The sequence below is a fragment of the Lysinibacter sp. HNR genome, assembly GCF_029760935.1.
Lineage (GTDB): Bacteria > Actinomycetota > Actinomycetes > Actinomycetales > Microbacteriaceae > HNR.
The window spans coordinates 2,446,743-2,470,039 of the sequence record NZ_CP121684.1 but is presented as its reverse complement, the minus strand read 5'-3'; the positions used below and the strand labels follow the sequence as shown (position 1 = coordinate 2,470,039).

The 23,297-nt window shown below is 55.9% G+C and carries 19 protein-coding genes and 1 tRNA gene; 11 read left to right on the top strand and 9 right to left on the bottom strand.

All coding sequences use genetic code 11. The features are described 5' to 3' along the window. Positions 1 to 93 precede the first annotated feature (93 nt). Positions 94 to 166, top strand: a tRNA-Thr gene (locus tag FrondiHNR_RS11270). Positions 167 to 322: 156 nt separating this feature from the next. Here the strand turns inward: FrondiHNR_RS11270 and FrondiHNR_RS11265 are convergent. From FrondiHNR_RS11265 to mgtE, 5 genes are all read right to left on the bottom strand, one after another. After that, the gene (locus tag FrondiHNR_RS11265) at positions 323 to 664 is read right to left on the bottom strand and encodes an alanine:cation symporter family protein (RefSeq protein ID WP_279354546.1); all 342 of its coding nucleotides are present in this window, start codon (positions 662 to 664) and stop codon (positions 323 to 325) included. 4 nt (positions 665 to 668) lie between these two features. Next, positions 669 to 1,544, bottom strand: coding sequence for an amino acid carrier protein (locus FrondiHNR_RS11260; protein ID WP_279352870.1), 876 nt, complete (start codon positions 1,542 to 1,544; stop codon positions 669 to 671). Positions 1,545 to 1,668: 124 nt separating this feature from the next. Then, positions 1,669 to 3,126 carry an alanine/glycine:cation symporter family protein gene (locus FrondiHNR_RS11255; RefSeq protein WP_279352869.1) on the bottom strand — a complete coding sequence of 486 codons (1,458 nt, stop codon included), beginning with the start codon at positions 3,124 to 3,126 and terminating at the stop codon, positions 1,669 to 1,671. A gap of 126 nt (positions 3,127 to 3,252) precedes the next feature. Then, positions 3,253 to 5,040 carry a DEAD/DEAH box helicase gene (locus FrondiHNR_RS11250; RefSeq protein ID WP_279352868.1) on the bottom strand — a complete coding sequence of 596 codons (1,788 nt, stop codon included), beginning with the start codon at positions 5,038 to 5,040 and terminating at the stop codon, positions 3,253 to 3,255. Positions 5,041 to 5,202: 162 nt separating this feature from the next. Next, positions 5,203 to 6,543, bottom strand: a complete 1,341-nt coding sequence (gene mgtE, locus FrondiHNR_RS11245) for a magnesium transporter (protein WP_279352867.1) — start codon at positions 6,541 to 6,543, stop codon at positions 5,203 to 5,205. A 338-nt stretch (positions 6,544 to 6,881) separates the two neighbouring features. Between mgtE and FrondiHNR_RS11240 the strand changes: the two genes are divergently transcribed. Genes FrondiHNR_RS11240 through FrondiHNR_RS11230 form a run of 3 tightly spaced genes read left to right on the top strand, consistent with a single transcriptional unit; the run spans position 6,882 to position 9,603 of the window. Beyond that, the gene (locus FrondiHNR_RS11240) at positions 6,882 to 8,174 is read left to right on the top strand and encodes a histidine kinase (RefSeq protein WP_279352866.1); all 1,293 of its coding nucleotides are present in this window, start codon (positions 6,882 to 6,884) and stop codon (positions 8,172 to 8,174) included. A 2-nt stretch (positions 8,175 to 8,176) separates the two neighbouring features. Continuing rightward, a complete protein-coding gene (locus tag FrondiHNR_RS11235) occupies positions 8,177 to 8,827 on the top strand; it encodes a response regulator transcription factor (RefSeq protein WP_279352864.1) in 651 nt (216 codons plus the stop codon). Between the two features lie 32 nt (positions 8,828 to 8,859). Then, a complete protein-coding gene (locus FrondiHNR_RS11230) occupies positions 8,860 to 9,603 on the top strand; it encodes a DUF4097 family beta strand repeat-containing protein (protein ID WP_279352863.1) in 744 nt (247 codons plus the stop codon). 95 nt (positions 9,604 to 9,698) lie between these two features. Here the strand turns inward: FrondiHNR_RS11230 and FrondiHNR_RS11225 are convergent, their stop codons facing one another. Next, positions 9,699 to 10,880: an acyl-CoA dehydrogenase family protein gene (locus tag FrondiHNR_RS11225; protein WP_279352862.1), complete on the bottom strand. Its 1,182-nt coding sequence runs from the start codon at positions 10,878 to 10,880 to the stop codon at positions 9,699 to 9,701. Between the two features lie 125 nt (positions 10,881 to 11,005). Here FrondiHNR_RS11225 and FrondiHNR_RS11220 point away from each other — a divergent pair, with 125 nt between their 5' ends. After that, positions 11,006 to 11,956, top strand: a complete 951-nt coding sequence (locus tag FrondiHNR_RS11220) for a DMT family transporter (RefSeq protein ID WP_279352861.1) — start codon at positions 11,006 to 11,008, stop codon at positions 11,954 to 11,956. Here the strand turns inward: FrondiHNR_RS11220 and FrondiHNR_RS11215 are convergent. Next, complete coding sequence (locus tag FrondiHNR_RS11215; RefSeq protein ID WP_279352860.1) at positions 11,943 to 12,485, bottom strand: nitroreductase family protein; 543 nt, start codon at positions 12,483 to 12,485, stop codon at positions 11,943 to 11,945. The two genes, FrondiHNR_RS11220 and FrondiHNR_RS11215, sit on opposite strands and share 14 nt — an antisense overlap. Next, complete coding sequence (msrB, locus tag FrondiHNR_RS11210) at positions 12,478 to 12,879, bottom strand: peptide-methionine (R)-S-oxide reductase MsrB (RefSeq protein WP_279352859.1); 402 nt, start codon at positions 12,877 to 12,879, stop codon at positions 12,478 to 12,480. The genes FrondiHNR_RS11215 and msrB overlap by 8 nt, the downstream gene beginning before the upstream one ends. Before the next feature lie 298 nt (positions 12,880 to 13,177). On the opposite strand from msrB, the gene FrondiHNR_RS11205 reads away from it, so the two are divergent. Then, a complete protein-coding gene (locus FrondiHNR_RS11205) occupies positions 13,178 to 16,459 on the top strand; it encodes an HtaA domain-containing protein (RefSeq protein ID WP_279352858.1) in 3,282 nt (1,093 codons plus the stop codon). 125 nt (positions 16,460 to 16,584) lie between these two features. Continuing rightward, positions 16,585 to 17,487 (top strand): HtaA domain-containing protein, encoded by a 903-nt coding sequence (locus FrondiHNR_RS11200; RefSeq protein WP_279352857.1) that lies wholly within the window; start codon positions 16,585 to 16,587, stop codon positions 17,485 to 17,487. Here the strand turns inward: FrondiHNR_RS11200 and FrondiHNR_RS11195 are convergent. Further along, positions 17,456 to 18,634 carry an ABC transporter substrate-binding protein gene (locus tag FrondiHNR_RS11195; RefSeq protein ID WP_279352856.1) on the bottom strand — a complete coding sequence of 393 codons (1,179 nt, stop codon included), beginning with the start codon at positions 18,632 to 18,634 and terminating at the stop codon, positions 17,456 to 17,458. The two genes, FrondiHNR_RS11200 and FrondiHNR_RS11195, sit on opposite strands and share 32 nt — an antisense overlap. 243 nt (positions 18,635 to 18,877) lie before the next feature. Here FrondiHNR_RS11195 and FrondiHNR_RS11190 point away from each other — a divergent pair, with 243 nt between their 5' ends. The 4 genes from FrondiHNR_RS11190 (at position 18,878) to FrondiHNR_RS11175 (ending at position 23,296) form a co-directional block, all read left to right on the top strand. Next, on the top strand, positions 18,878 to 19,531 hold the full coding sequence (locus FrondiHNR_RS11190) for a LytR C-terminal domain-containing protein (RefSeq protein WP_279352855.1): 654 nt from the start codon (positions 18,878 to 18,880) through the stop codon (positions 19,529 to 19,531). A 135-nt stretch (positions 19,532 to 19,666) separates the two neighbouring features. Next, positions 19,667 to 20,683 carry a DUF3048 domain-containing protein gene (locus FrondiHNR_RS11185; protein WP_279352853.1) on the top strand — a complete coding sequence of 339 codons (1,017 nt, stop codon included), beginning with the start codon at positions 19,667 to 19,669 and terminating at the stop codon, positions 20,681 to 20,683. 123 nt (positions 20,684 to 20,806) lie between these two features. Further along, positions 20,807 to 22,426 carry a chaperonin GroEL gene (groL, locus tag FrondiHNR_RS11180; RefSeq protein ID WP_279352851.1) on the top strand — a complete coding sequence of 540 codons (1,620 nt, stop codon included), beginning with the start codon at positions 20,807 to 20,809 and terminating at the stop codon, positions 22,424 to 22,426. A 243-nt stretch (positions 22,427 to 22,669) separates the two neighbouring features. Next, the gene (locus FrondiHNR_RS11175; RefSeq protein WP_279352850.1) at positions 22,670 to 23,296 is read left to right on the top strand and encodes an amidase domain-containing protein; all 627 of its coding nucleotides are present in this window, start codon (positions 22,670 to 22,672) and stop codon (positions 23,294 to 23,296) included. Position 23,297: the final 1 nt, after the last annotated feature.

The following is a 23,297-nucleotide window of genomic DNA, read 5'->3' as shown; positions in this document are numbered from 1 at the left end:
TAAGATCATCAAAACCCTCCGCACGTATACACGTTTCAACGTGCGGAGGGTTTTTCTTTACGCTAGACTGTAGTGTCTGCTTCTTGCAGATGAGCCGACTTGGCGCAATTGGTAGCGCAACGCTCTTGTAAAGCGTAGGTTGCGGGTTCGAGTCCCGCAGTCGGCCCCGTAAAAACCTGATCAAGCAGTTAATCAGGAATTCACCAGGGTTACTTTTCTTGTGGCAGAATTTTCTTAATTGTGTGCTTCGACTGGTTGTTTTATAAGGAGCGGATGCCCCACCCGGTGTTTTTTTGATGGCCACCGGGCGGGGCTGTGACGATCAGTGACGAACGGAACCGACCTGTACCGTCGGGCTTGCCTGAGGCACCTGCCCGGTGACACTGCGCTCGTTTTCCCAGCAGTGGATTCCCGTTACCCCGGGGAGCTTATCTCTGGTAAATACGGGGTCTCGTCCTTCTTTGCGCTGCTGAGTATAGTCGCGTAGCAGTTTGAACGCGATCCCAGAGAGCAGGCCGATCGCTATGAGGTTAATCAGTGCCATAATGCCCATGATGCCGTCGGCGGCGTTCCAGATGATTTCTGCCGAGCCGATGGATCCCAGGAAGGTGGCGACCACCGCCAGGATTCTGTACCAGAGGAGTAGATTTTTGTTGGTTGAGATGAACTCAATGTTTGCTTCGCCGTAGTAGTAGAGGCCCAGGGAGGCCGGCCTCGTTTGAGAACATACCGCGTTTGACGCCCGTCATGATGATCATGCCGAGTGCCGCGCCAACAACCTCGTTAAAACCAAACGCCTGGGTGAAGATTGAGATAAACGCTTCGGGTAGTCTCTCGATGTTCATGCCCACGATCACGAGCCCTACGAGTAGGTAGACGAGGGCCATGAGCGGAACCATCGCCTGGGCTACGTGGGCGATGCGCCGAATGCCACCAAATACAACGAGGGCGGTGCAGACGGCAACGAAGATGCCTACAGCGGGTGGTATCCACCCGATTTCGTCGCCAAAGCTTGCAGAGACGGTGACGCTAATCGTGTTGGCCTGAAGCGAGCTGATGGCGAAGGGGAAGCAGATGATCAGGACGACAGCAAAGAGGATGCCCAGCCAGCGGGCTTTGAGTCCGTGCTGCATGTAGTATGCGGGTCCTCCACGGAATCCGTTAGCGTCTTTCACTTTAAAGAGCTGGCCGAGCGAGGACTCCACAAAGCTGGCGGCACCCGCGATAAAGGCCATGAGCCACATCCAGAAGATCGACCCTGCTCCTCCGATTGCGATGGCCGTTCCTACGCCCGCGATGTTGCCTACGCCGACGCGGGAGGCCGCCGAGACAGTGAATGCTTGAAACGCTGAAACCGACTGTGGTTTTCCCTCTTCATTGCGGGGTGTTTTGTTGGTGAGAGTGCGGAACATATCGGGAATCAACCTGAGCTGCACTGCTCCCGAACGTACTGTGAAATAGATTCCCAATGATGCAAGAACCGGTAAGACAATCCAAGTCCATAAGCTGTCTCCGGTAGACAAAATAAACGCGTTAAGATCCATTCGCCCAGTATGGCGTATATTAGGGTCAGAAACAATTTATTTTAAGATTTTTACTTTTAAACGTTGCTTTAAAGTAAGAATTACCTAGCTAATAATGCTCCTGGCCCTACTTTTGGTCCGTTGTCTATTTGCTTTTAGGTACTATCAGTAACGGGCCAGTGACGCTCTGCTCGTTTTCCCAGCAGTGGATTCCCGTTACCCCGGGGAGCCTATCCCTGGTGAACACGGGGTCTCGCCCCTCTTTGCGCTGCTGGGTGTAGTCGCGCAGCAGCTTGAAGGCAACTCCGGAAAGCAGTCCGATTGCGATGAGGTTGACCAGGGCCATGAGTCCCATGATGCCGTCGGCTGTGTTCCAGATAAGGTCGGCAGAGGCGATTGAGCCCAGGAAAGTTGCAATAACAACCAGACCCCGGTAGCCGCGCAGGAGGTTTTTACTGCCTGAGATAAACTCAATATTCGCCTGACCATAGTAGTAATTTCCGAGAATTGAGCTAAAGGCCAGGAGAAAGATAACGACGCTCAAGAGGATGTTGGACCACTCTCCAAGATTGCCGACCAACGCGGTCTGCGTGAGAGTAATCCCTCGGTTGGCACCCGCAAGATCCGGTGTGGAGACCAGAATAATAAAAGCCGTAATGGTGCAGATCAGAAATGTATCAAAGTACACGCCCAGGGTCTGTACCAGACCCTGTTTCACCGGGTGGGTGACGGCTGCGCTTGCACCCGCGTTCGGAGCAGATCCGAGGCCTGCCTCGTTAGAGAACATGCCTCGTTTTACACCGGTCATAATGATCGTTCCGAGCGTTGCCCCAATAACCTCGTTCATCCCGAACGCCTGGGTGAAGATCGATGCGAACACCGTGGGTAGCTGCTCAATATTCATCCCCACGACCAGGAGGCCCGCAAGTAGATAGAGCAGAGCCATCAGGGGGACCATCGCCTGGGTTACGTGAGCGATGCGCCGGATTCCACCAAACACAACCAGGGCGGTGAGGGCTGCCACAACCACTCCGACAACGACCGGTAGCCACTCAATTTCTCCGCCAAAGCTTGAGGAGAGGGTGGCGCTGATGGTGTTTGCCTGGAGGGAGCTGAAGGCAAAGGGGAAGCAGGCAATGAGGATGACAGCAAAGACGATGCCCATCCAGCGGGCTTTGAGTCCGTGCTGCATGTAGTAGGCAGGACCCCCGCGAAACCCGTTAGAGTCTCGCACCTTAAAGAGCTGGCCGAGGGAGGACTCAACAAAGCTTGAAGCGCCTCCCACAAAGGCCATGAGCCACATCCAGAAAATAGCGCCGGGACCCCCGATCGCTATGGCCGTTCCCACTCCAGCAATGTTGCCGACACCCACGCGAGAGGCCGCCGAGATGCTAAACGCTTGAAATGCTGAAATAGACTGTGGTTTTCCCTGGTCGTCGCGGGGAGTCTTATTTGTAAGGGTACGGAACATCTCTGGAATGAGCCGGAACTGCACTACTCCCGAGCGCACCGTGAAGTAGATGCCCAACACGGCAAGAATAGGCAAAACGAGCCAGGACCACAGGTTGTCACCGGCTGATGAAATAATGCTATTAAAATCCATTGGCCCAGTATGGCGTATATTAGGGTCAGAAACAATTGTCGCGAGACCTAGAATTTTTCTTCTCTCACGACTAAAAATGGCGCATGGGCCGTATCTGCCCCCGAATAAACTCCCGTGTGAAACCGGTTACTTGTGGCGTGGTTTACGCGTGGGGCGGGATTCGCCCTTACCACCGCGCGGAGATTTTCCCCGATCAGGGCGGATGTCAATCAACTTTCCGCTGATGCGGGTATCTCTGAGCTTATCGAACACCTCGTGGGGAAGGTTAGCGGGGAGATCCACCAGCGAGAAATCGGAGCGAATGATAATCGCACCAAAGTCTTCGCGATTTAAATCACCCTCATTAGCGAGTGCCCCCACAATCTGGCGAGGTTCGACCCGATGCCGCTTGCCCACAGCAATACGGTAAGACTCCATGGGTTGGCTGCCGGGACGCCCCCGCCGAGCGGGTCGCTCGCCACGTCCGGTGCGCTCTTCCCGGTTTGTCCGTCCCTCACGTGAGCGTGAGTCGCGCGCGAGATGCTCACGCTCACGGCGATCCCTGCGCTCATCTTCTGCCGAGAGTAGCAGCGGGGTTTCACCCTGGGCCACAAGAGCAAGCGCCGCCGCGACATCGGCCTCGGGAACGTCGTGGTGTTCAACGTAGTGACCGATAATATTGCGAAACTCGTTGATACGCTCCGTGCTTTCAAGGGCAGCGGTGATGGCGTCGTCAAAACGGGTGAGCCGGGTGGCATTCACGTCTTCCACGCTGGGAAGCTGCATCTGCGTGAGCGGTTGACGGGTAGCTTTCTCAATGGCGTGCAGCAGCCGCCTCTCACGTGGTGTCACAAAGCTAATGGCGTCACCCGTGCGCCCGGCGCGTCCCGTGCGCCCGATTCGGTGCACATACGATTCGGTATCGATGGGGATATCGTAGTTGATAACGTGGCTGATTCGCTCAACGTCAAGACCGCGAGCGGCCACATCCGTGGCGACCAGAATGTCGAGTTTACCGTCTTTAAGCTGGTTGACGGTGCGCTCGCGCTGCACCTGGGCAACATCTCCGTTGATAGCCATTGCGGAGTACCCCCGGGCGCGAAGCTTCTCGGCCAGCGTTTCTGTCTCGTTCTTTGTACGAACAAAAACGATGGTTCCATCAAAATTTTCCACCTCAAGAATGCGAGTGAGCGCATCAACCTTCTGCGGATACGAAACCATGAGGTAGCGCTGGGTGATGTTTGCAGAGGTGGTGGTCTTGTTTTTAACCGTGATCTCTTCGGGCTCCCGAAGATATTTTGCCGAGATGCGTCGAATCTGTGTGGGCATGGTGGCGGAGAAAAGCGCCACCTGCTTCTCCTCGGGGGTCTCGGCGAGGATCGTCTCAACGTCTTCGGCGAACCCCATCTTGAGCATCTCGTCGGCCTCATCGAGAACGAGGTACTTGAGCTCGGAGAGGTCGAGTGTGCCCTTGTCGAGGTGATCCATGATTCGTCCCGGCGTTCCCACCACGACGTGCACCCCGCGGCGCAGGGCAGAGAGTTGCACGCCGTATCCCTGACCACCGTAGACGGGGAGTACCCGCACACCACGAAGGTGTGAGGCGTAACGTTCAAAGGCCTCACATACCTGCAGGGCTAGCTCGCGGGTGGGCGCCAGCACGAGTGCCTGCGGGGTCTTCTGGGAGGCATCAAGGCGGGCGAGGATGGGGAGTGCAAAAGCAGCAGTTTTACCCGTTCCTGTTTGGGCGAGCCCCACCACGTCTCGACCCTCGAGAAGGGGAGGGATTGTTGCGGCTTGGATTGCAGAGGGGATTTCGTATCCCACGTCTTTAAGTGCCTTGAGCACCCCGCCATCAAGTCCGAGTTCGGAGAAGGTCTGTGTGGCGTTGTTTCCATCTTCGGGAGTGGACGTGGGCATATCGGGAAGGGTCATAGTGTTAAAGGTAGTCTCTTACGGGTTTTTCGGCTTGGTTGGTCAGGGATTCCCACCGAGTTTTAATGAAGCTTTCACTTAAAAACCCAGTGGAGGCGTGCAAAATTGCTGTATTTCAGAAGCGCTGCTGAAAGAGAGCGGGAATAATAAGAATTTTGAACCCTAGAGGTTTAGTATAGCCCGGGCGATATTAAAGTAGATGATAAGGCCCGTGGCATCACAGAAGGTTGAGATAAAGGGTGTGGAAAAAACGGCCGGGTCAACCCTGAGGGACTGGGCAATGATGGGCATGGTGCCTCCCACGGAGGCCGCCATGGTACACACCGCCACGAGTGTCAAACCGATCACGGCACCAATATCTGGGCCGTAGATGAGTGAGGCCACCGCCCACCCCAGGAGCCCCAGAAGCGAGCCCATGAGGAACCCGGTGCGGGCCTCTTTAAACGCAACACGCCCCACATCGGCGAGGTGAGCTTCACCCATGGCCAAGGCCCGGGTTACGGTGGTGGCCGCCTGGGACCCGGTGTTTCCTCCGATGCCCGTGAGGAGCGGAATAAACAGTGCGAGGGCCACTCTCTCTTCTAAGGTTGTCTCGAAAAACTCAAGCACGTTGACCGTCAGAATGGCAGAGACGGCCAAGACCAGGAGCCACACAATTCTTGAGCGGGTGAGAGTGACCACCCGGGTGTGTAGATAGGGGCGGCGCAGCGGCTCGGTTCCACCGGCCCGGGCGGCATCTTTGGTGTGATCCGCGTCGATAATCTGGGCGGCGTCGGCGAGAGGGAGAACCCCGACCAGGCGGTTTTCGGTATCAACAATTGGAATGGCGGAGAGCTTGGCGTCGAGGCAGGCGCGTGCGGCTCTCTCGGCGTCTTGGTCGGCTACCGCAAAGACCTTAGCCTCGGTGAGAGATCCGACAAGTTCATCCTCTTGAGCTGTGAGAAGGGCCTGCACCTCTACCGCCCCGACCACAATTCTTCCGTGGTCCAACACTGGAATTGAGTAGATGGCGGTGGAACCCGGCTGCTCTCTGCGGACCTTTGTGAGTGCTTCGCTCACGCTGTCATTGTGGTGGAGGTGGAGGTAGGCGGGGGTCATCCGTCGTCCCGCGGATCCCACCGGATAACCCAGGATGATCGCGGTCATATCCCTCTCTGTGGGGGAGAGCTGCATCATCAGGCGTTTTGCGACCTTCGCGGGTAGCTCTTCCATAAGCCCTACCCGGGCATCGGGGTCGAGGCTTTCAAAAACCTCAGCAACCTCGGTCTCTCTCAGGAGTGAAACGAGTTCTTTTTGAAAGGATGAGTCGAAGCTTTCGAAGACTCGGAGAGACTCCTCTTTGGGAAGTAAACGGAACGCTATTGCGCGAGAGTCTCTGGGGAGATCATATAAAATCTGCGTGGTATCACTCTCGCTCTGTGCGAGTAGAAGGCCTGAGGCCTCGTCGAGATCACGCTCAGCGATTGCGGCACGAATTGACGAGGTTGTGCTCGCAATGCTCACTCTTTATTCCTTTCGCGGCTGACTCGACCCGAGGGAGAAGTTAGAGAACAGAAGGAAAAACGAAAGCACCTTCTCCATAGGATTATAGGGCACAAAAATTTAAGAACCCCTGTTAAATCGGGTGAGAGTTCTGGGAGTGATTCAACAAGCTGTCATAAACGTTAATGCAGGCGAGAACCAGGCAAACTCACTATTGGTGTGTGGAACATAGGAATCGATTTACCGCGCCAAAGGCTTAACCAGTCTCGGTTGCGCGCATCAGGAGGGGGTTATCCTCCGCATGGATTGGGTAGCTGACCGTCTATATAACAGCGCGGAATCGCTGTAGCTTTGAAAATGTGAAACGAAAACTTGCATTTCCCTTTGTTGCGGCGGCTGACCTAGCCATCGATTTCTTTATTATGGTGATGGTCTCCACTCTGCTCTTTGTCCTCACTGTGCTTGGCGTTTCTCTTGTGTGGTTGTTCGGTTTTGGTCTCCTTTTCTTTGCACTGTGTGTTCCTCTTGTGCGATTTATAGGATACGAGGAACGGCGCCGTGCTGCGGTTATGTATAGTATCCATATACCAGACACCCCGCGTGCTCTCTCCACTAAAGCCGGATGGAAGCGTGTCCCCGACCAACTCTGGAAAGACTTTCGTCAGGCCTCCTTCTGGCGCACAGTAGGGTTTATTATCGCGAGTAGTCTTCTTGCTTGGATAGGTGTAACGGCTGGTTTTACCCTTTTGGGAGGTGGGATCGGGGCTCTGCTGAGCAGTGTTGTGCACTCCATTGCGGGGTCGGGTGAGCCTCTCTTATACACCTATGCCTCGATCGAGATTGCAGCCTGGGTTGTACCTCTCATAGGAATTGCCTCTGTCGCGGTGGGCGTCCTTGTGGTCGTTGTGTACGGCGTGGTGGATAGGATTATGGCGCGGGCCCTCTTGGGGGCAACCAAAGCGGACCTGCTTCGGGTGAATGTGTCAGACCTTTCTGAGGCCCGGGAGAGCGCGGTTAATGTGGCTGCTAGCGATAGGATGCGGGTGGAGCGAGACCTCCACGACGGTGTTCAACCCCGGCTGGTATCGGTCGCGCTCACCCTGGGCATGGCCAAGAATAAAGTTGAGCGTGACCCGGACGAGGCTCGTGTTCTGATCGATCAGGCTCACTCCGAAACTAAGAACGCCATCACTGAACTGCGACAACTAGCGCGGGGGATTCACCCGGCCATTCTCGTGGATAGGGGTCTGGACGCGGCCCTCTCCGCCCTGGTTGCGCGCTGCGCCGTTCCCGTGTCCATCACGGTTGATCTACCCGCGCGGGGGACCCCTGAAGTTGAGGCGGTGATTTACTTTAGTGTGGCGGAAGCCCTGACAAATATTGACAAGCATGCACATGCTAGTCAGTGCTGGGTGCAGGTTCGTTACGTTGAGGGGGAGGCCAGAACAAGTATCACCGATAACGGGATCGGAGGAGCGCGTATCCAGGCGGGACTGGGAGCTTCCGGACTCGCAGGGATCCGTGATCGGGTGTCGGCCGCGGGTGGCTCTTTTAGCCTAACAAGTCCCGAGGGTGGTCCAACCACCCTAAATATTGAGGTGCCGTGGCGTACATCCGCTGCGGCCAACACAACAGTCACGGAGGTTCTCTAACCATGCGAATCATTATTGCGGAGGATTCCGTTCTCCTCAGGGTTGGGCTTGAACGCCTTCTTACCGAGGCAGGGCACGAAATTGTTGATGCGGTAGATAACGCTAAAGATTTACTCGAGAGAGTTGCCGCAGCGCTCCCGGATCTGGCAATTGTTGATGTGCGAATGCCGCCCACCTTTACCGACGAGGGGATAAGGGCGGCCGCCATCATCCGCTCTCAGAGCCCCGAGGTACGTGTGCTCGTTCTTTCGCAGTATGTGGAGGAACGATATGCGGCCGACCTTATTGGGGATAACAACGGGGGGTTCGGGTACCTACTCAAAGACAGAGTTGCGGATGTTGAAGAATTTCTCACCGCTGTGGAGAGGATCGACGGTGGGGGAACAGTGTTAGACCCGGAGGTGGTGGCACAGATTGTGGCAAGAACAAGAAAGAGAAACGGTATTGATTCTCTCACCCCTCGTGAGCAAGACGTCCTCAAGCTGATGGCGGAGGGACGGTCAAACTCCGCTATCGCGGCGGAGCTTGTGGTGGGTGACGGGGCCGTGGAGAAACACGTTAGTTCTATCTTCTCTAAATTTGGTCTCAGTCCGACAGAAAACGAAAATCGCCGTGTCCTAGCGGTTCTCAAGTATCTGGGAGGCGATTCGTAATGGAACACAAAAAGCATAACGAAAGATTGAGTATGACAACCTCACCGAACCCATCCCCCGCACAGCAGCATGGTGCACCAGCGTCAGCCCGAGGCCCGCTTCGGCTTGTTCTGTTAATTGTGGGCCTCTTGATTGCTCTCACAGCCATCGGCGGGGCAACTCTGGGTGGTATTTTTAGCTTCGGCGTGACCACAAACCACGAATCTTTGGTTCACGAGCGGTTTGAAAGAATCGTGGTTGATATACCGATGGGCAGTGTCACTATTAGGGAAGACGCCCGGCTGGAATATCCCTCGGTACGTATTGAGAGTGAGAATCAAGGTTTTTTCCCCGGGTCATCGGCCACGACAAAAACTTCCAATGGGGTACTCCAGATCACAGCGGAGAGACCCTTCCCTTTGGCCTGGACAGGTGGAGGTGAGAATAATATCACCATCACCCTTCCCACACGGAGCGGTGATGTTCTTGAACAGGTCAGAGTGGATAACGAGGTGGGTGACATCAGGATAGAAACACACATCGACAGTGTTGATGTTGAGTCTCGTGTGGGCGATGTGAGAGTTTCCGCGCTTCAGAGTGCAGCAACAAGTAGTATTCGTGTTGCGACAGAAATTGGTAGCGTGTCGATCGAGGCTGTCCCCGGATCGTACCGGATTTTGGCAGACAGCGACTTCGGTAAGGTGTCGGTGAGCGGTCTCACGAATGATCCGTCGGAAGATCGGATCATTGATGTTGTGAGCCAGATTGGTGATGTCTCGGTGCGTGCCGAGCGCTAAACCTGGAACTGCGCCTGCGGGGAGTGCCGTCCTGTACTCTCCGCAGGCGCAGTTTCTGAGATCTCTGAGCCTTTACAGAGTGTCGGTGGCCTTCTCTAGGTGAATGCTCCCTTGCCCGTGATATCACGGCCCACGAGAAGAGCCTGAACACTTTCAGTGCCCTCGTAGGTGTGTAGCGCCTCAATATCGGCAAAGTGTCGGATCACGTGGTGTTCAAGCAGAATGCCGTTACCGCCCAACAGGTCACGCGCGGTCTGGGCTATCCTGCGGGCTGTTCGGGTGTTGTGATATTTTGCCAACGAGGCCTGGGTGGGGGTGATAGTTCCTGCGGCATCTCTGCGAGTGAGGGTGAGACAGTGTAACTGCATCGAGGTGAGGTCGGTGAGCATCTCTGTGAGGCGCTCCTGAACCATTTGAAAAGACGCAAGTGGCTTGCCGAATTGAACCCGCTGCTTGGCATAGGTGAGGGCCGCCTCGTAGAGGGCGAGGGCGTGTCCCAGTGCCCCCCAGGCAACGCCCAATCGTGTGGCGTAGAGAATTTTTGCGGTGTCGGCAAACGTGCGGGCGCCGGGGAGGAGAGCGGAATCTGGGACTCGAACGTTGCTATAGGTAATGAGAGCCTGGTGAATTGCGCGGAGTGAAACCTTTCCGGTAATGGTTGTAGCGGTATACCCGGGGGTGTCCTGTGGGACAAGAAAGCCGCGTACATTGCCCTCTTCATCGCGGGCCCAGGTGATCGTGACGTCTCCCACCGAGCCGTTGCCGATCCATTTCTTCTGGCCGTTAATGATCCAGCCGTCACCGTCGCGAACGGCCTGTGTCTTGAGCGAAACCGAGTCGGAACCGTGCTCGGGCTCGGTGAGAGCAAAAGCCCCCAGCTCTTCGCCGCGCGAGAGCGGACCCAGCCATCGTGCTTTTTGTTCCGGGCTCCCGTGCATGGCGATGGTTCGGAGGGCCAGTCCCGCTTGAACCCCGAGGATGGTACCGATGGAACCGTCTCCGCGTGAGAGTTCCATACTCACAAGACCCGCGGCGAGAGGGCTGATAGTGTTGAGTCCCTCGCCAACAACACCGTCGTTGAGGAGGTCAAGTTCACCCAGGCGCCGAGCCCATCGGAGGGGATATTCTGCCTTATCCCAGGCCTCGTTGACCTCGGGGAGAACCTCATTGATAAAGCTGCGGGCCCGCATCCATGCGGCGCGATCTTCTGCGGGAACATCTTCAAATATGCCGTAGTAGTCGGTATCGAGAGGAGCGCTAAGCTCATAATCGGCCATGATCAGGAATCTCCTTTGTCTCGTGCGATAGTTAGACTATAGTCTATTAGTGCTTGTGAGCTGTTTCAGTTTGCTTGTAGGGGTGCTGAGAATCGTTAGCTTTGTGGGGGCCCTATAGTAAGAGGATGACCACAAAATCCCGCCAAGTTCCTCTGTGGATTGCCCTCTGTGCCGTCATGCTCTGCGGGGCCCTGGTGGCCGTCCAGACCCGGATAACGGGTCAGCTAGGTGTGGCTCTTAGCGATGGTTTTGTAGCGGCTGCCTACTCCTTTGGTTCGGGACTTTTGGTTATCTCGGTGCTTCTGGGATTGAGCGGATCGGCGCGTGCCGGTGTGCGATTGCTCTGGCAGGCGTTGCGCGCGCGGGAATTTTCTGTGTGGTCACTCTTTGGTGGTGTTGCGGGGGCTTTTTTGGTTCTTTCCCAGGGGGTGAGCGCGGGAATCCTTGGGGTTGCCCTCTTTACGGTTGGCGTTGTTGCCGGCCAGACAGCGTTTGCCGTTGTGCTTGATTCCTGGGGTGTGGGGCCCGGGGGAAAAATTTCTCCAACCCCCGGAAGGGTGATAGGGGTGTTGCTGTGCCTCTGTGCGGTGGGAGTGACGGTTAGCGGAGAGTGGGGTGATGGAGGGTCTTTGCTGTGGTTTATTATGCCGCTGGTTGCGGGATTTGGAACGGCCTGGCAATTGGCGGTTAACGGGCGCGTTCGTGCCCTCGCCCACAGCGCCATTGCCGCTACCTTTGTGAATTTCTTGGTGGGAACGAGCATTCTTGTGATTGCCACGGCAGTGCGCACGTTTTTTACCGAGTTTCCCGTGCGTTTTCCGGCCGAACCGTGGCTCTATCTGAGCGGGGTTATCGGCTGCGTGTTTATTGGTGGCCTGGCGATTCTTGTGAAGAGAACGGGGGTTCTTTTGCTGGGCCTTGCGAGTGTAAGCGGTCAGCTTATCTGTTCGCTTTTTCTCGACTTTGCTTTTCCTCTGGGAAATAATGCGCCGACCGCAACCACAATTCTGGGTGTTGTGATTGCCCTGGTGGCGGTGGTTGTTTCCAGCGCGTCTTCACGCCCTAGAGCTCGCTAAGGAACTCGCGGGGATTAATCGATTTTCGCGGTTCGGGGTGTGCGTCTGTGCGGCCTCCCACATAAAGCCAACCCATCAGTTTTTCTTCGGGTGCCAGTCTGTGTGCTTGATGAACGGGCTGGGTTCGGACGTTGTGTCCGGTTCTCCAGATCACGCCCCATCCCGCATCCTCAAGAAGAATCACGAGGGAGTGGGCAATGCCTGCTGCCACCGCTTCTTGCTCCCACTCGGGAACCTTTTTGCTGGCCCTGGGAGAGAAAACCACCGCGAGTAGGAGCTCCGCACGCTGTGCCTTTTGAACGTATTTATTGGTGCTGTCCGGTTTTGCCTCCGCTTGAGCGAGGGCCTGTCCCACTTGGGCGCGACCGCTGCCGCGAATCTCGATTACACGCCACGGATGCAGGGAGCTGTGGTCTGGAATTCTTCCTGCCGCCTCAATAATGTGTAGGAGGTCTTCAGTGCTGGGAGTCTCTGCGGTGACCTTGGAGAGTGAGCGCCGATTGCGAAACGCGTCATAAATCTTACTCATCAGGAGAAAAACTGAGTGCGAGAGAGTTCATGCAATATCTATCACCCGTGGGGGTGCCATAACCGTCGTCGAAGACGTGACCGAGGTGTGAGCCGCAGCGGGCGCAACGTACCTCAGTGCGGGTCATACCGAGGCTATCGTCTACCAATAATTCGACGGCTTCGGGTTTGATCGATTCGTAGAAGCTGGGCCAGCCGCATCCGGAATCGAATTTTGTGCCCGACTTGAAGAGCTCATTGCCACACGCTGCGCAGGCGTAGAGGCCCGCGCGCTCTTCGTTTAACAGGGCACCGGTCCAGGCGCGCTCGGTTCCCGCTTCGCGCAGTATTCTGTATTGATCGGCAGTGAGGTTTGCGCGCCACTCGTCATCGCTGCGGCTGACTGAATAGGTCATTGGGGGTTCCTCCCGTTCCTATAGGCGTAAATGCTGTATGCGGGTACATTTTACGTCTTTTTTCTGACCGTAGTGAACAAAATTATCAGCGCACGTTGAAATGGCTTAAATACTTAAATTTAACCTTTGACAGTTGGATTCGAGACCGCTAATGTTACTTATGTTAGTGGTACCTAAGTTAACAGTGCCTTACCTAACTTTAGCTCTACAACTTCTCCGATTGAGCCAGATCTTTGCTGTGTCGGGGGAGACATCTTGTTGGATATCGACTGAATAGCTATGTAGGAGTGTGTAGAACATGCGCGCAAGCGTAAAAAGACGCCCCTTTCGAATACTTGCTCAAGCAGTAACGGGGACCCTGATCGCGGGAATGGCCATTGCTGGTGTTTCTACCACGGCCACTGCGGCACCTGGTGACGTGACGGGGGCCTCCCTTACCTGGGGAGTTATGGATTCTTTTAACTCCTATATTGCAAATAGTGGTGGCACCATCAGCGTCTCAAACGGCGCGAGCGAATCCCCCGCACGGTTTGGCTGGGGAACCGGAATCGGGTCCTTGGGCGCCGAAACGGGAGCAGCAAACGTCGTCTTTGGCGGTTCGGTGAGTTGGAGCAACCCGGGCCACGGCATTAGCGTTACTCTGAGTAACCCGAGGATTGTGCTCGATGGTTCGGGTACCGGAACCCTCAGTGCAAACTACGCTGCCTCGGACGGTTCCACCGGCACCGGAGTGGTTGCCAAGCTGAGCGGAGCCTCTCCCGCAGTGGCGGGCGGCGTTGCCGCCTACGCTGCCGTGTCTGCAACGGCGGGCCCCGTCATCGCGAGTGCGTTTAGCTACCCCGAGGGTACCGCGCTTAGTCAATTGTCGTTTTCGCTGCCTTTTGAGCAAGCGCCGGTGGTCGTCGATACGACGGTTCCTGAGCAACCGGTACCCTCTGTTAATTCCGAGCCCGGGTCCGAGTCCCCCGTGCCTCCGGCTGAGCTCCCTCTTGACCCCGAGCCCATCGGGCCTCTAGTCGAGTCGTTTGTTCCTGATGTGCAGGTATTTGCCGCTGACGGTGTGACGCCTCTGGGTAACGTGCCGGTGAATATTGGTGATCAGATTGTGGTGAGGGGAACGGGTTTTGATCCGGCGTCGAACGTTGGTGGTCGAGGCGTTCCCGTTCCGGCAGATCTGCCGCAGGGTCACTATGTTGTGTTTGGTAGTTTCTTGGAGGGGTGGCAGCCCTCGCAGGATGCTCCACCTTCTGCGCGTAAGGTCGGTGCTCAGAAGTGGGCGTTGACGCAGGGCACGTTGAATCAGATTCCCGAGAGGTTTAAGCCGACGGTTGAGGCCCAGTGGGTTGAGCTAGCGTTGGATGGAAGCTTCACAGCTGAGCTTACTCTGGGTTCGTTGGATGCTCTTGAGGGCGGTCGCTACGGTGTGTATACGTATGCTGGCGGTGGTCAGAAGAACGCGGATCAGGAGAAGTATGTTGCGGTAAACTTCAGCAATGCTGAGCCCGAGTCGTTTGTTCCTGATGTGCAGGTATTTGCCGCTGACGGTGTGACGCCTCTGGGTAACGTGCCGGTGAATATTGGTGATCAGATTGTGGTGAAGGGAACGGGTTTTGATCCGGCGTCGAACGTTGGTGGTCGAGGCGTTCCCGTTCCGGCAGATCTGCCGCAGGGTCACTATGTTGTGTTTGGTAGTTTCTTGGAGGGGTGGCAGCCCTCGCAGGATGCTCCACCTTCTGCGCGTAAGGTCGGTGCTCAGAAGTGGGCGTTGACGCAGGGCACGTTGAATCAGATTCCCGAGAGGTTTAAGCCGACGGTTGAGGCCCAGTGGGTTGAGCTAGCGTTGGATGGAAGCTTCACAGCTGAGCTTACTCTGGGTTCGTTGGATGCTCTTGAGGGCGGTCGCTACGGTGTGTATACGTATGCTGGCGGTGGTCAGAAGAACGCGGATCAGGAGAAGTATGTTGCGGTAAACTTCAGCAACACCGACGCCCCTCCGGTGACTGACCCGGAGGTGCCTCCAGTAGTTGACCCCGAAGAGCCCCCGGTGACACCGGAACAGCCCAGAGTTGATGGGGGTTTGAACTGGGGATTTAAGGAGTCGTTCCGCAACTACAACACTCAATTTGGCGGAAGCGCTGTGGCAAGTAACGGTGCAACAGCGAATGCGGGGGGAACGTTCAACTTTGTTTTGGGAGACGGAAGTACCTATGACACGGTAACCGGCCTTGGCGACATCAAGTATCGAGGAACTGTTGTTTTTGACAATACCAATCACGGTTTCTCCCTAGCTCTTAAAGACCCCACCGTATCGATCTCCGCGCAGGGCACCGTACTCACCGCCGAGGTATCAACCTCAGATACCGCCGGAGCCGCATCAGTACAGAGGATCACCGTGGCAAGCCTGAGCGTTCCCCCGGGACAGCCGAGGGGTGGTGTTGCTGATCGACGCTGGAGCAACATCCCCGGAACATTTAGTAACGTACTGTCTCCCGACGGGTGGGTAGAGTATCGGGGGCAGGCGACCGACCCTCTCTCCTTTAGCTACGGTACAGCTGTTGGCTCGCCCCCGAGCATAAGCGTTCTGGGAGACGGTGTTATTCGACCGGGATCGCGCATAACCTTTTTTGCTGCCGGACTTGTTCCGGGGATCACCTACACGGCAACGGTGCACTCGGAGCCCCTGGTGATTGGAAAAGAGGTGGCGAATGCGGAGGGAGCCGTTTCCTTCGGCTGGACCGTTCCGATGGATTTTCCCGCGGGAGAGCACAGGCTTGCGATAACAGATGAAGCGGGCGTTGAAGTTGCCTCCCAACGATTCACCATTACGGGCAACATCTATACGGAGTCCGAATCGGGCAGGGTACAACCGACGGCGACCACAGGGCAACAGTGTCTGGCCACATCTGTGGCGGGCGGTACCCTTTCCTGGGGTGTGAAGGACAGCTTCTATAGCTATATCAATGGCCCAATTGCGAAGGGCAACATGGCGCGAAACGGTACGGGAGGGGACGGCGGGACCGTTACCTGGTCGAATGGAACAGGAACGGTAAACACCCAAGACTCCGTAGGTCGGGTCAGCTTTACGGGGGGAGTAACATACACCGGGCATAATGGACTACTCAAGGTAACCCTTAGCAACCCCAAGATTATGCTTACGGGACCAAACACCGCTGTTCTCCTAGCGGATATGACCTCAAATAACACTTCGGGTGTGCAGGTTATGTCTGAGAGTGAGGTGCGGGTGGCGACGCTCAACCTCGCGGGTGGTACACGAAGCACCACGAACGGTACGCTTGGTTGGTCGGGTGTTCCGGCAACGCTGACCAACGCCGGGGTTAAAGCTTTTGGTGATTTCTATCCCGCAGGAACGGTGATGGATCCTGTGTCCTTTAGCCTGCCCCTGGGCGCTTCGGTTCCCTGTGATGTCTATAGTAACCCCGACTCCTACAGGGCGGGTGGTGTACTCGCTCACACGGGAAGCGATGCGGGTGGTCTGGGGATTCTTGTTGCAACGCTTATGCTGGGCCTGGGGCTGCTTGTTGTTGCCCGTCGCCGTCAGGCACGTGAATCGGCACGCTAAGGTGTAGACGTATAGAACGAGGCCATAAAAAGCGGTAATAGCCCACGGGTGGAGTGTTTCTTCGAGGGAACGCCCCGCCCGTGGGTTCGATAGCATCAGCTCAGAGAGGCAGCGAAAGGACAAGTATGCTTCCCACCTCCGCACCACACCAAAGACGATCAAATCTTGTTCGCCAACGGGGCTCCCAACGAAACCTTCTTGCGCTGGGTATGGCTGCGCTGGTGGTGTTGGGAACGATTAGCAACGTCACGGCAGCAACGGCGGTCGATACGGGTCAGGCGCAGCCTTCTACCCGGGTACAGACTCAACCGGTGTCACCTGAGGCGTGTCCCGTGGAGCAGGGAACCCTCTCCTGGGGTGTGAAAGAGAGCTTTCGCGCCTACGTTATGAGCACCATCGCAAAGGGTTCGGTATCTGCTATTGACGGCGCCACATATGAAACGCCTCTCTTCACCTGGTCGGGTGCAAACGGTGCCCTCGATCCAGACAGCGAGACCGGACGAGTGGGCTTTGTCGGTTCCGCGCTTTTCTCAGGGCATGCGGGACAGCTTGACCTCACGTTTTCTAACCCCGTAATAGAATTTGCTTCTCCCAGTGAGGGGTACCTGGTTCTTGACGTGCGCAGTAGGCAGCTGAACTCCGAGCAGTACCTTGACTCTCCTGGAACACGTTTGGGTAAGTTGGAATTCGCCGCACCGCCCACCGTTGCTAGCGGTGCGCAGATTGCGATGAGTGATGTTCCGGTGACACTCACGGCCGAGGGGGTGGTTGCTTTTGCCAACTTCTATATGGAGGGTGAGAAGCTTGATCCGTTGAGCTTCGACTTCACCATGGGTGATTGTGTTGCTGAAGAGGTTGTGCAACCAGCACCCACAGTAACCCCTACTCCCGCGGCAGAGGCCCTCGTATCGGATGACGAATCGTCTCGGGAACCCGTGCTCCTTTGGCTCTGGATTGTACTTGTTGTGGTTGTTGCGGGTGGTGCTACGGTTGGAATTATTCTGTGGCGGCGTCGCGCGAATAGATAGCCCGAGCGAGAGCGTCTAATACCTCGGCGGTACGGGGGCCAAACGTCATGATTTGACTGTCAGTCATATCGATTATGTTGAGGTTTTTACCCGCGTTTGTGAGGGCGGTGGACTGAAGGGTCTTTGTGAGTCCCTCGGGTCCGCCCACGCTGTCGAGGCCTTTTGTCATGAGGAGTAGAAGGTCGGGGTTCGCTTCGATAAGAGCCTCATCGGTCATGGGCTTTTCGCCAACCCACCCTATTTCTGAGGCCACATCAACCCCGTTGAGTGCCCTAATAAGATCATCCGCACCCGATCCCTGTCCAAAAAGATAGTAGACGCTGGCGGAGCCACGCACATAAAGAAAAGCTATGCGCACGCGGTCCTCGGGATTTTGCGGGGCGAGGGCTTGGATATCAGAAATCACCTGATTAATGTCTGCGTTGAGCTTTGTTGAGAGTTCTTCACCAGCCTCTGGGTCGCCCAGTGCGAGTGCAACCTGCTGAGCCTTTTCCACGGAACCCGTGATTGACGGTGTGCTGTCCACAAAAACGAGCGGTATCCCTGCATCACGCAATTGGAGTACTACGTCCAGGGGTCCGATTGAGCCGTCGGTTATCACCAGGGAAGGGTCAAGCGCGATCACGCTTTCGATATTGATGGAGTGGCTGCTTCCCGTCACGATGGGAATGTCTGAAGTGTCGGGAAAGCTCGTTGCAACATCACGGCCCACCAGATTTTTGCCGTAACCGAGCGCAAATATGGTTTGACCGATTGAGCCGGATATATCAAACGCAACGATGCGAGAGGTGTCTGTTACCGTAACATCGACGCCTCCGGTTGGGTCGTGTGAGGTAACCGTTGTTGGTAACGTCTGTGTCCCGGGGCTGACCGCGGCAACCGAGCCCCGTTCGGGAAGCCGAGTGGTACACGGACCCTGGCCGACTCGGGGGTCTGTGGCGGGTGTGAGAGTGGCGAGTGGTTGTGAGAATGATTCGGAACTCGTGCAGGCCGGACGCGTCTGTGCCGCAGGCGAGGTATTGTCACCGCCAGTAGTGTCGGTGTTGTTGAGCGAGCATGCGCTCAGTATGACAACGGTGAGGGCCACGGCAGACGTGGCGGTAAAGCGCGTGGGGGTGCTACGACGACGCCGAAGGCTGGGAATCATAGGAGGGTGACGGCCTTAGTGAGTGCGGAAAATAAAATAATAAAGTGAGGCTATCCTAATGGATACGTCTGTGAACTTCCGGCGAACAGGGCGCTGAGGAGCTTGGTTTTTCTGCGGGAGTATCTTTATATGTGGGCCTTGGCGTTAGCCTGCGTCGGGGTTTTAGCCATGAGTTGTCGTCCACGCGTCAAGAATAAGGCTATTATCGAGGCAGGGTTTTTAAAGATTCGGAAATGCTGCTAAATGGAAAAACGCGATAGAGATCCTCATTTTGCGAGAGCAGAAGTAGAGGATGCTTCCTCCCGTGCATCGCTTGGTGAGGGGGCAGCGTCGGATGACCCCTCCTCTGAGGCCTCTCCCCACTCCTATCTTGCAGACCCTTTTGACAACCCCAACATGGGAAAACGGGTGGGGGCGCATCGCGCCGCGCCGCGCCGCGCCGCGCGCTGGATCTACTTTCTCTGGGCTGCGATAGCGGTGGTCGTTCTCACCGTTGTGGGAATTATCTTTTTAGTTATCGGGCCGGGTAATGTTTCTCTGCCACGCACCTCGGGTCCGGCTGCTGTCTCGACGGCTAGCCCTGAGCCTTCTGTACAGGCACGGACTGAGGAGTCCACGACAATTGCCATCCTTGATGGAAGCGGAAACAGCGCCCTGGTATCCCAGGTGTCAAGCTTTATTGCCACGAATAAACTCGGAACGGTGGTGTTTGAGGGGCAATCGGCAGAAAACGATATTGCTCAGAGCGCCATCTTTTATTCTTCGGAGCGAGATGAAGGCCTCGCCAAAGGTCTTGCAGACGAGTTGGGCGGGCTTCAGTACTACCTATCAGAAGAGGAAGAATCGTTGGATACCCAATTGGTTGTTCGCCTGGGAACTCAGTTTGAGTTGCCTTAAAATCGTCGCGATTGGCTGATAATCTACCGTCTATTTACTCTTGAATGCTGCTGTGATGTGCATTCCGTGGTGGCAATCGGATAGCGTAATATTGCGTCCGTATTGAATAGTGTAGAGAACAGGAACAATCTACCAGTGACCTCTAAACGTCTTTTTATCCGGCAATCAATTATTGCGGGAATAGCTATCGCTACCCTGGCCCTCACCGCTGCGTGTGCGCCTGAGTCAAAATCCGCTCAAAATACGAGTGAGCCCGCTGTTATTGAGGAGAAGCCGCTTTTTGCTCCCCTGCGTGGCACGGAGGTTCAGAAGGGTGAGGCCACCAACCCCTCACTGGCGGTTAAGATCGATAATCACGAGTCTGCCCGTCCGCACATTGGCTTGAACAGCACTGACCTGGTTTTTGAAGAGCTTGTTGAGGGCGGATACACGCGCTACGCGGCAGTGTGGCAATCGAGCATCCCTGAACTGATCGGACCGGTGAGGTCGATCAGGCCGATGGACCCGGATATCGTCTCACCCCTTGGCGGAGTGATCGTGTACTCGGGGGGACAGCAGCAATTTGTGGATCTGATGAAGGCAGCCCCGGTAGAAAACCTGGTTTTTGACCAGGATCAAACACATTTTTATCGGGACAATGCGCGCATTGCACCGCACAATGTGATTCTGCGCGCGCAGGAGGCGATTGCAGATTACAGCGAGCTCCCTGCGCCCGAGCAGCAATTTGAATACTCGAGCGACGGAGCCTCCTCCACCGCCGCTACCGTGGGAACCCCCGCTTCGCTCGTGAGTATGCGGTTCTCTAATATACGTTTTCCCTCGTGGGAGTGGGATGAGGCGAGTGGGCTTTACCAGCGCAATCAGGAAGACACCCCGGATATCGACGCCGAGGGTAATCGGATAACCGCCACCAATGTGATCGTGTTGCGGGTTCCCGTTGAAATGGGGGAGGTTCCCAAGACCGTTCTGGAGGGAAGCGGAGAGGCCACATTCATTACAAACGGCAAGGCTGTTGCCGGAACCTGGCAAAAAGCGGGTCGTGACGAATCCCTAGTGTTTAACGATTCTGAGGGAAACGTTATTAAACTGGCTCCCGGAAACTCGTGGGTTGAGCTTGTTCCCGCGGCAGAGGGCACCGTGAGCGTTCAATAAGCATGGTGATTGTGGTCACTTGCACTCTCGGGCAACGAGTGCCAGAATTGTCTTTAGCACTCGCCTTGAGTGAGTGCTAATTTCCACCTAATTCTTTGAACGTCCAGGAGGGACGATACTCACATGGCAAAGATGATTGCTTTTGACGAAGAAGCCCGACGTGGTCTTGAGCGTGGACTCAACACGCTCGCAGACGCGGTCAAGGTAACGCTCGGCCCGCGCGGTCGCAACGTTGTACTCGAAAAGAAGTGGGGCGCCCCCACCATCACCAACGATGGCGTATCAATCGCCAAAGAGATCGAACTCGATGAGCCCTATGAGCGCATCGGCGCCGAACTCGTAAAAGAGGTCGCGAAAAAGACCGATGATGTGGCCGGTGACGGTACCACTACGGCAACCGTTCTTGCCCAGGCTCTCGTGCGTGAGGGGCTGCGCAACGTTGCTGCCGGTGCCGACCCGATCAGCCTCAAACGCGGAATTGAGAAGGCTGTAGAGGCTATCACTAACCAGCTTCTTGCAAACGCTAAAGAGATCGAGACCACCGAGGAGATTGCGGCTACCGCATCCATCTCTGCTGCAGACAAAGAGATCGGCTCGATCATTGCCGAGGCAATCGACAAGGTGGGCAAAGAGGGTGTTGTTACCGTTGAGGAGTCTAACTCTCTCGGAACCTCCCTTGAACTCACCGAGGGAATGCGCTTCGACAAGGGCTACCTCTCGGCATACTTCGTGACCGATGCCGACCGCCAGGAGGCAGTCTTTGAGGAGCCCTACATCCTCATTGCTAACTCCAAGATCAGCAACATTAAGGATCTGCTCCCCATCGTCGACCAGGTTATCCAGTCGGGCAAGCAGCTCCTCATCATTGCTGAGGATGTTGATGGAGAAGCTCTTGCAACTCTCGTTGTGAACAAGATCCGTGGAATCTTTAAGTCTGTTGCGGTCAAGGCCCCCGGATTTGGAGATCGTCGTAAGGCTCAGCTGCAGGATATCGCCATCCTGACGGGTGGACAGGTTATCAGCGAAGAGGTTGGTCTCAAGCTGGAGAACGCAACGCTCGACCTTCTTGGACGCGCACGCAAAGTTGTTATTACAAAGGACGAGACCACAATCGTGGAGGGTTCCGGAGACGCCGATGCCATCGCCGGTCGCGTGGCTCAGATTCGTAAAGAGATTGAGAACACCGATAGCGACTACGACCGCGAGAAGCTGCAGGAGCGCCTGGCTAAGCTCGCTGGTGGTGTTGCCGTTATCAAGGCCGGAGCCGCAACAGAGGTTGAGCTCAAGGAGCGCAAGCACCGCATCGAAGATGCCGTTCGCAACGCGAAGGCCGCCGTTGAAGAGGGTATTCTTCCCGGTGGTGGTGTTGCCTTGATCCAGGCCGGTGCCGCCGTGTTTGAGAGCCTGAAGCTTCAGGGCGATGAGGCAACCGGCGCGAACATTGTACGTGTTGCCATTGAGGCTCCTCTGCGCCAGATTGCGTTGAACGCTGGCCTGGAGGCCGGGGTTGTTGCAGAAAAGGTTCGTAGTCTGCCCGTTGGTCACGGCTTGAACGCCGCAACAGGTGAGTACGGTGACCTGAGCGCCGAAGGAATCATTGATCCCGCAAAGGTGACGCGTTCCGCTCTGCAGAATGCCGCATCGATTGCCGGGCTCTTCCTCACCACCGAGGCCGTTGTGGCGGAGAAGCCGGAGGCTACTCCCGCACCCGCAGCAGATCCCACGGGTGGTATGGACTTCTAATCCCAGAAGCGTTTTACGCGAGAAAGCGGGGCGGTTCCCTCACGGGGATTCGCCCCGCTTTTGTGTCTCACGAGGATAATTGTGCGGAGTGTACAAATATTTTACTCATGTGTAGCCGGCACTTTCTGGAAATATCTAAAGGGCGTTCTCGAGTGGATTTACACTGTCCTTCGTTTGTGTATCATGTTTATGTCTCTCTCCCCCCCCCGACTTTCTGACAATCACTCGAGGGAATATATGCGTATGAAAATTAAAACTGCGATTGCGCTTGCGTTCGCAACCAGTATCACGATAACCAGTGTGCCGAGCATTGCGATCGCCAACCCAATCCCGATCCGGATTCCCCTAGCGCTCTCTGAGGAAAAGGGTGATGTGATGGGAGGGCAGGCTCTCACCCTCTCTGGTTATCATATTCAGGACACCACCGAGGTTTGTTTCGGAGAGAAGTGCGTTACTCCTGACTCAACTTCTCCGTCCGAGGTAAAAGTAGTAACGCCTCCTCACCATGGTGTACAGGGAGGAAACGCCAATAATCAAGTGGTGCCGGATTACCAAAAAGGTCTTGTTACCGTAAAGGTTAAGTATTCGGACGGGAAGAGTTCTGAGCTGAGAAATCAGTATGAGTACGATGCCCTCACGCCTCGCGGGCGTCAGATGTCCTACACTCTTGCCCATTGGAACAAGTACGATAGCAATCGCTACGGCAACTGGAACGCAGTTGGTGGAGACTGCGCTAACTTTGTGTCTGCTGCCCTCTTTGAATGGTTAGGGCCCGAAAAGGGGGCACGAGCAGAGTGGTACAACAAATATGCAGACTGGGTTGCCGCAAACCCCACAAAAAATCCGTTTAATGACCCCATGGAAAGCTAGA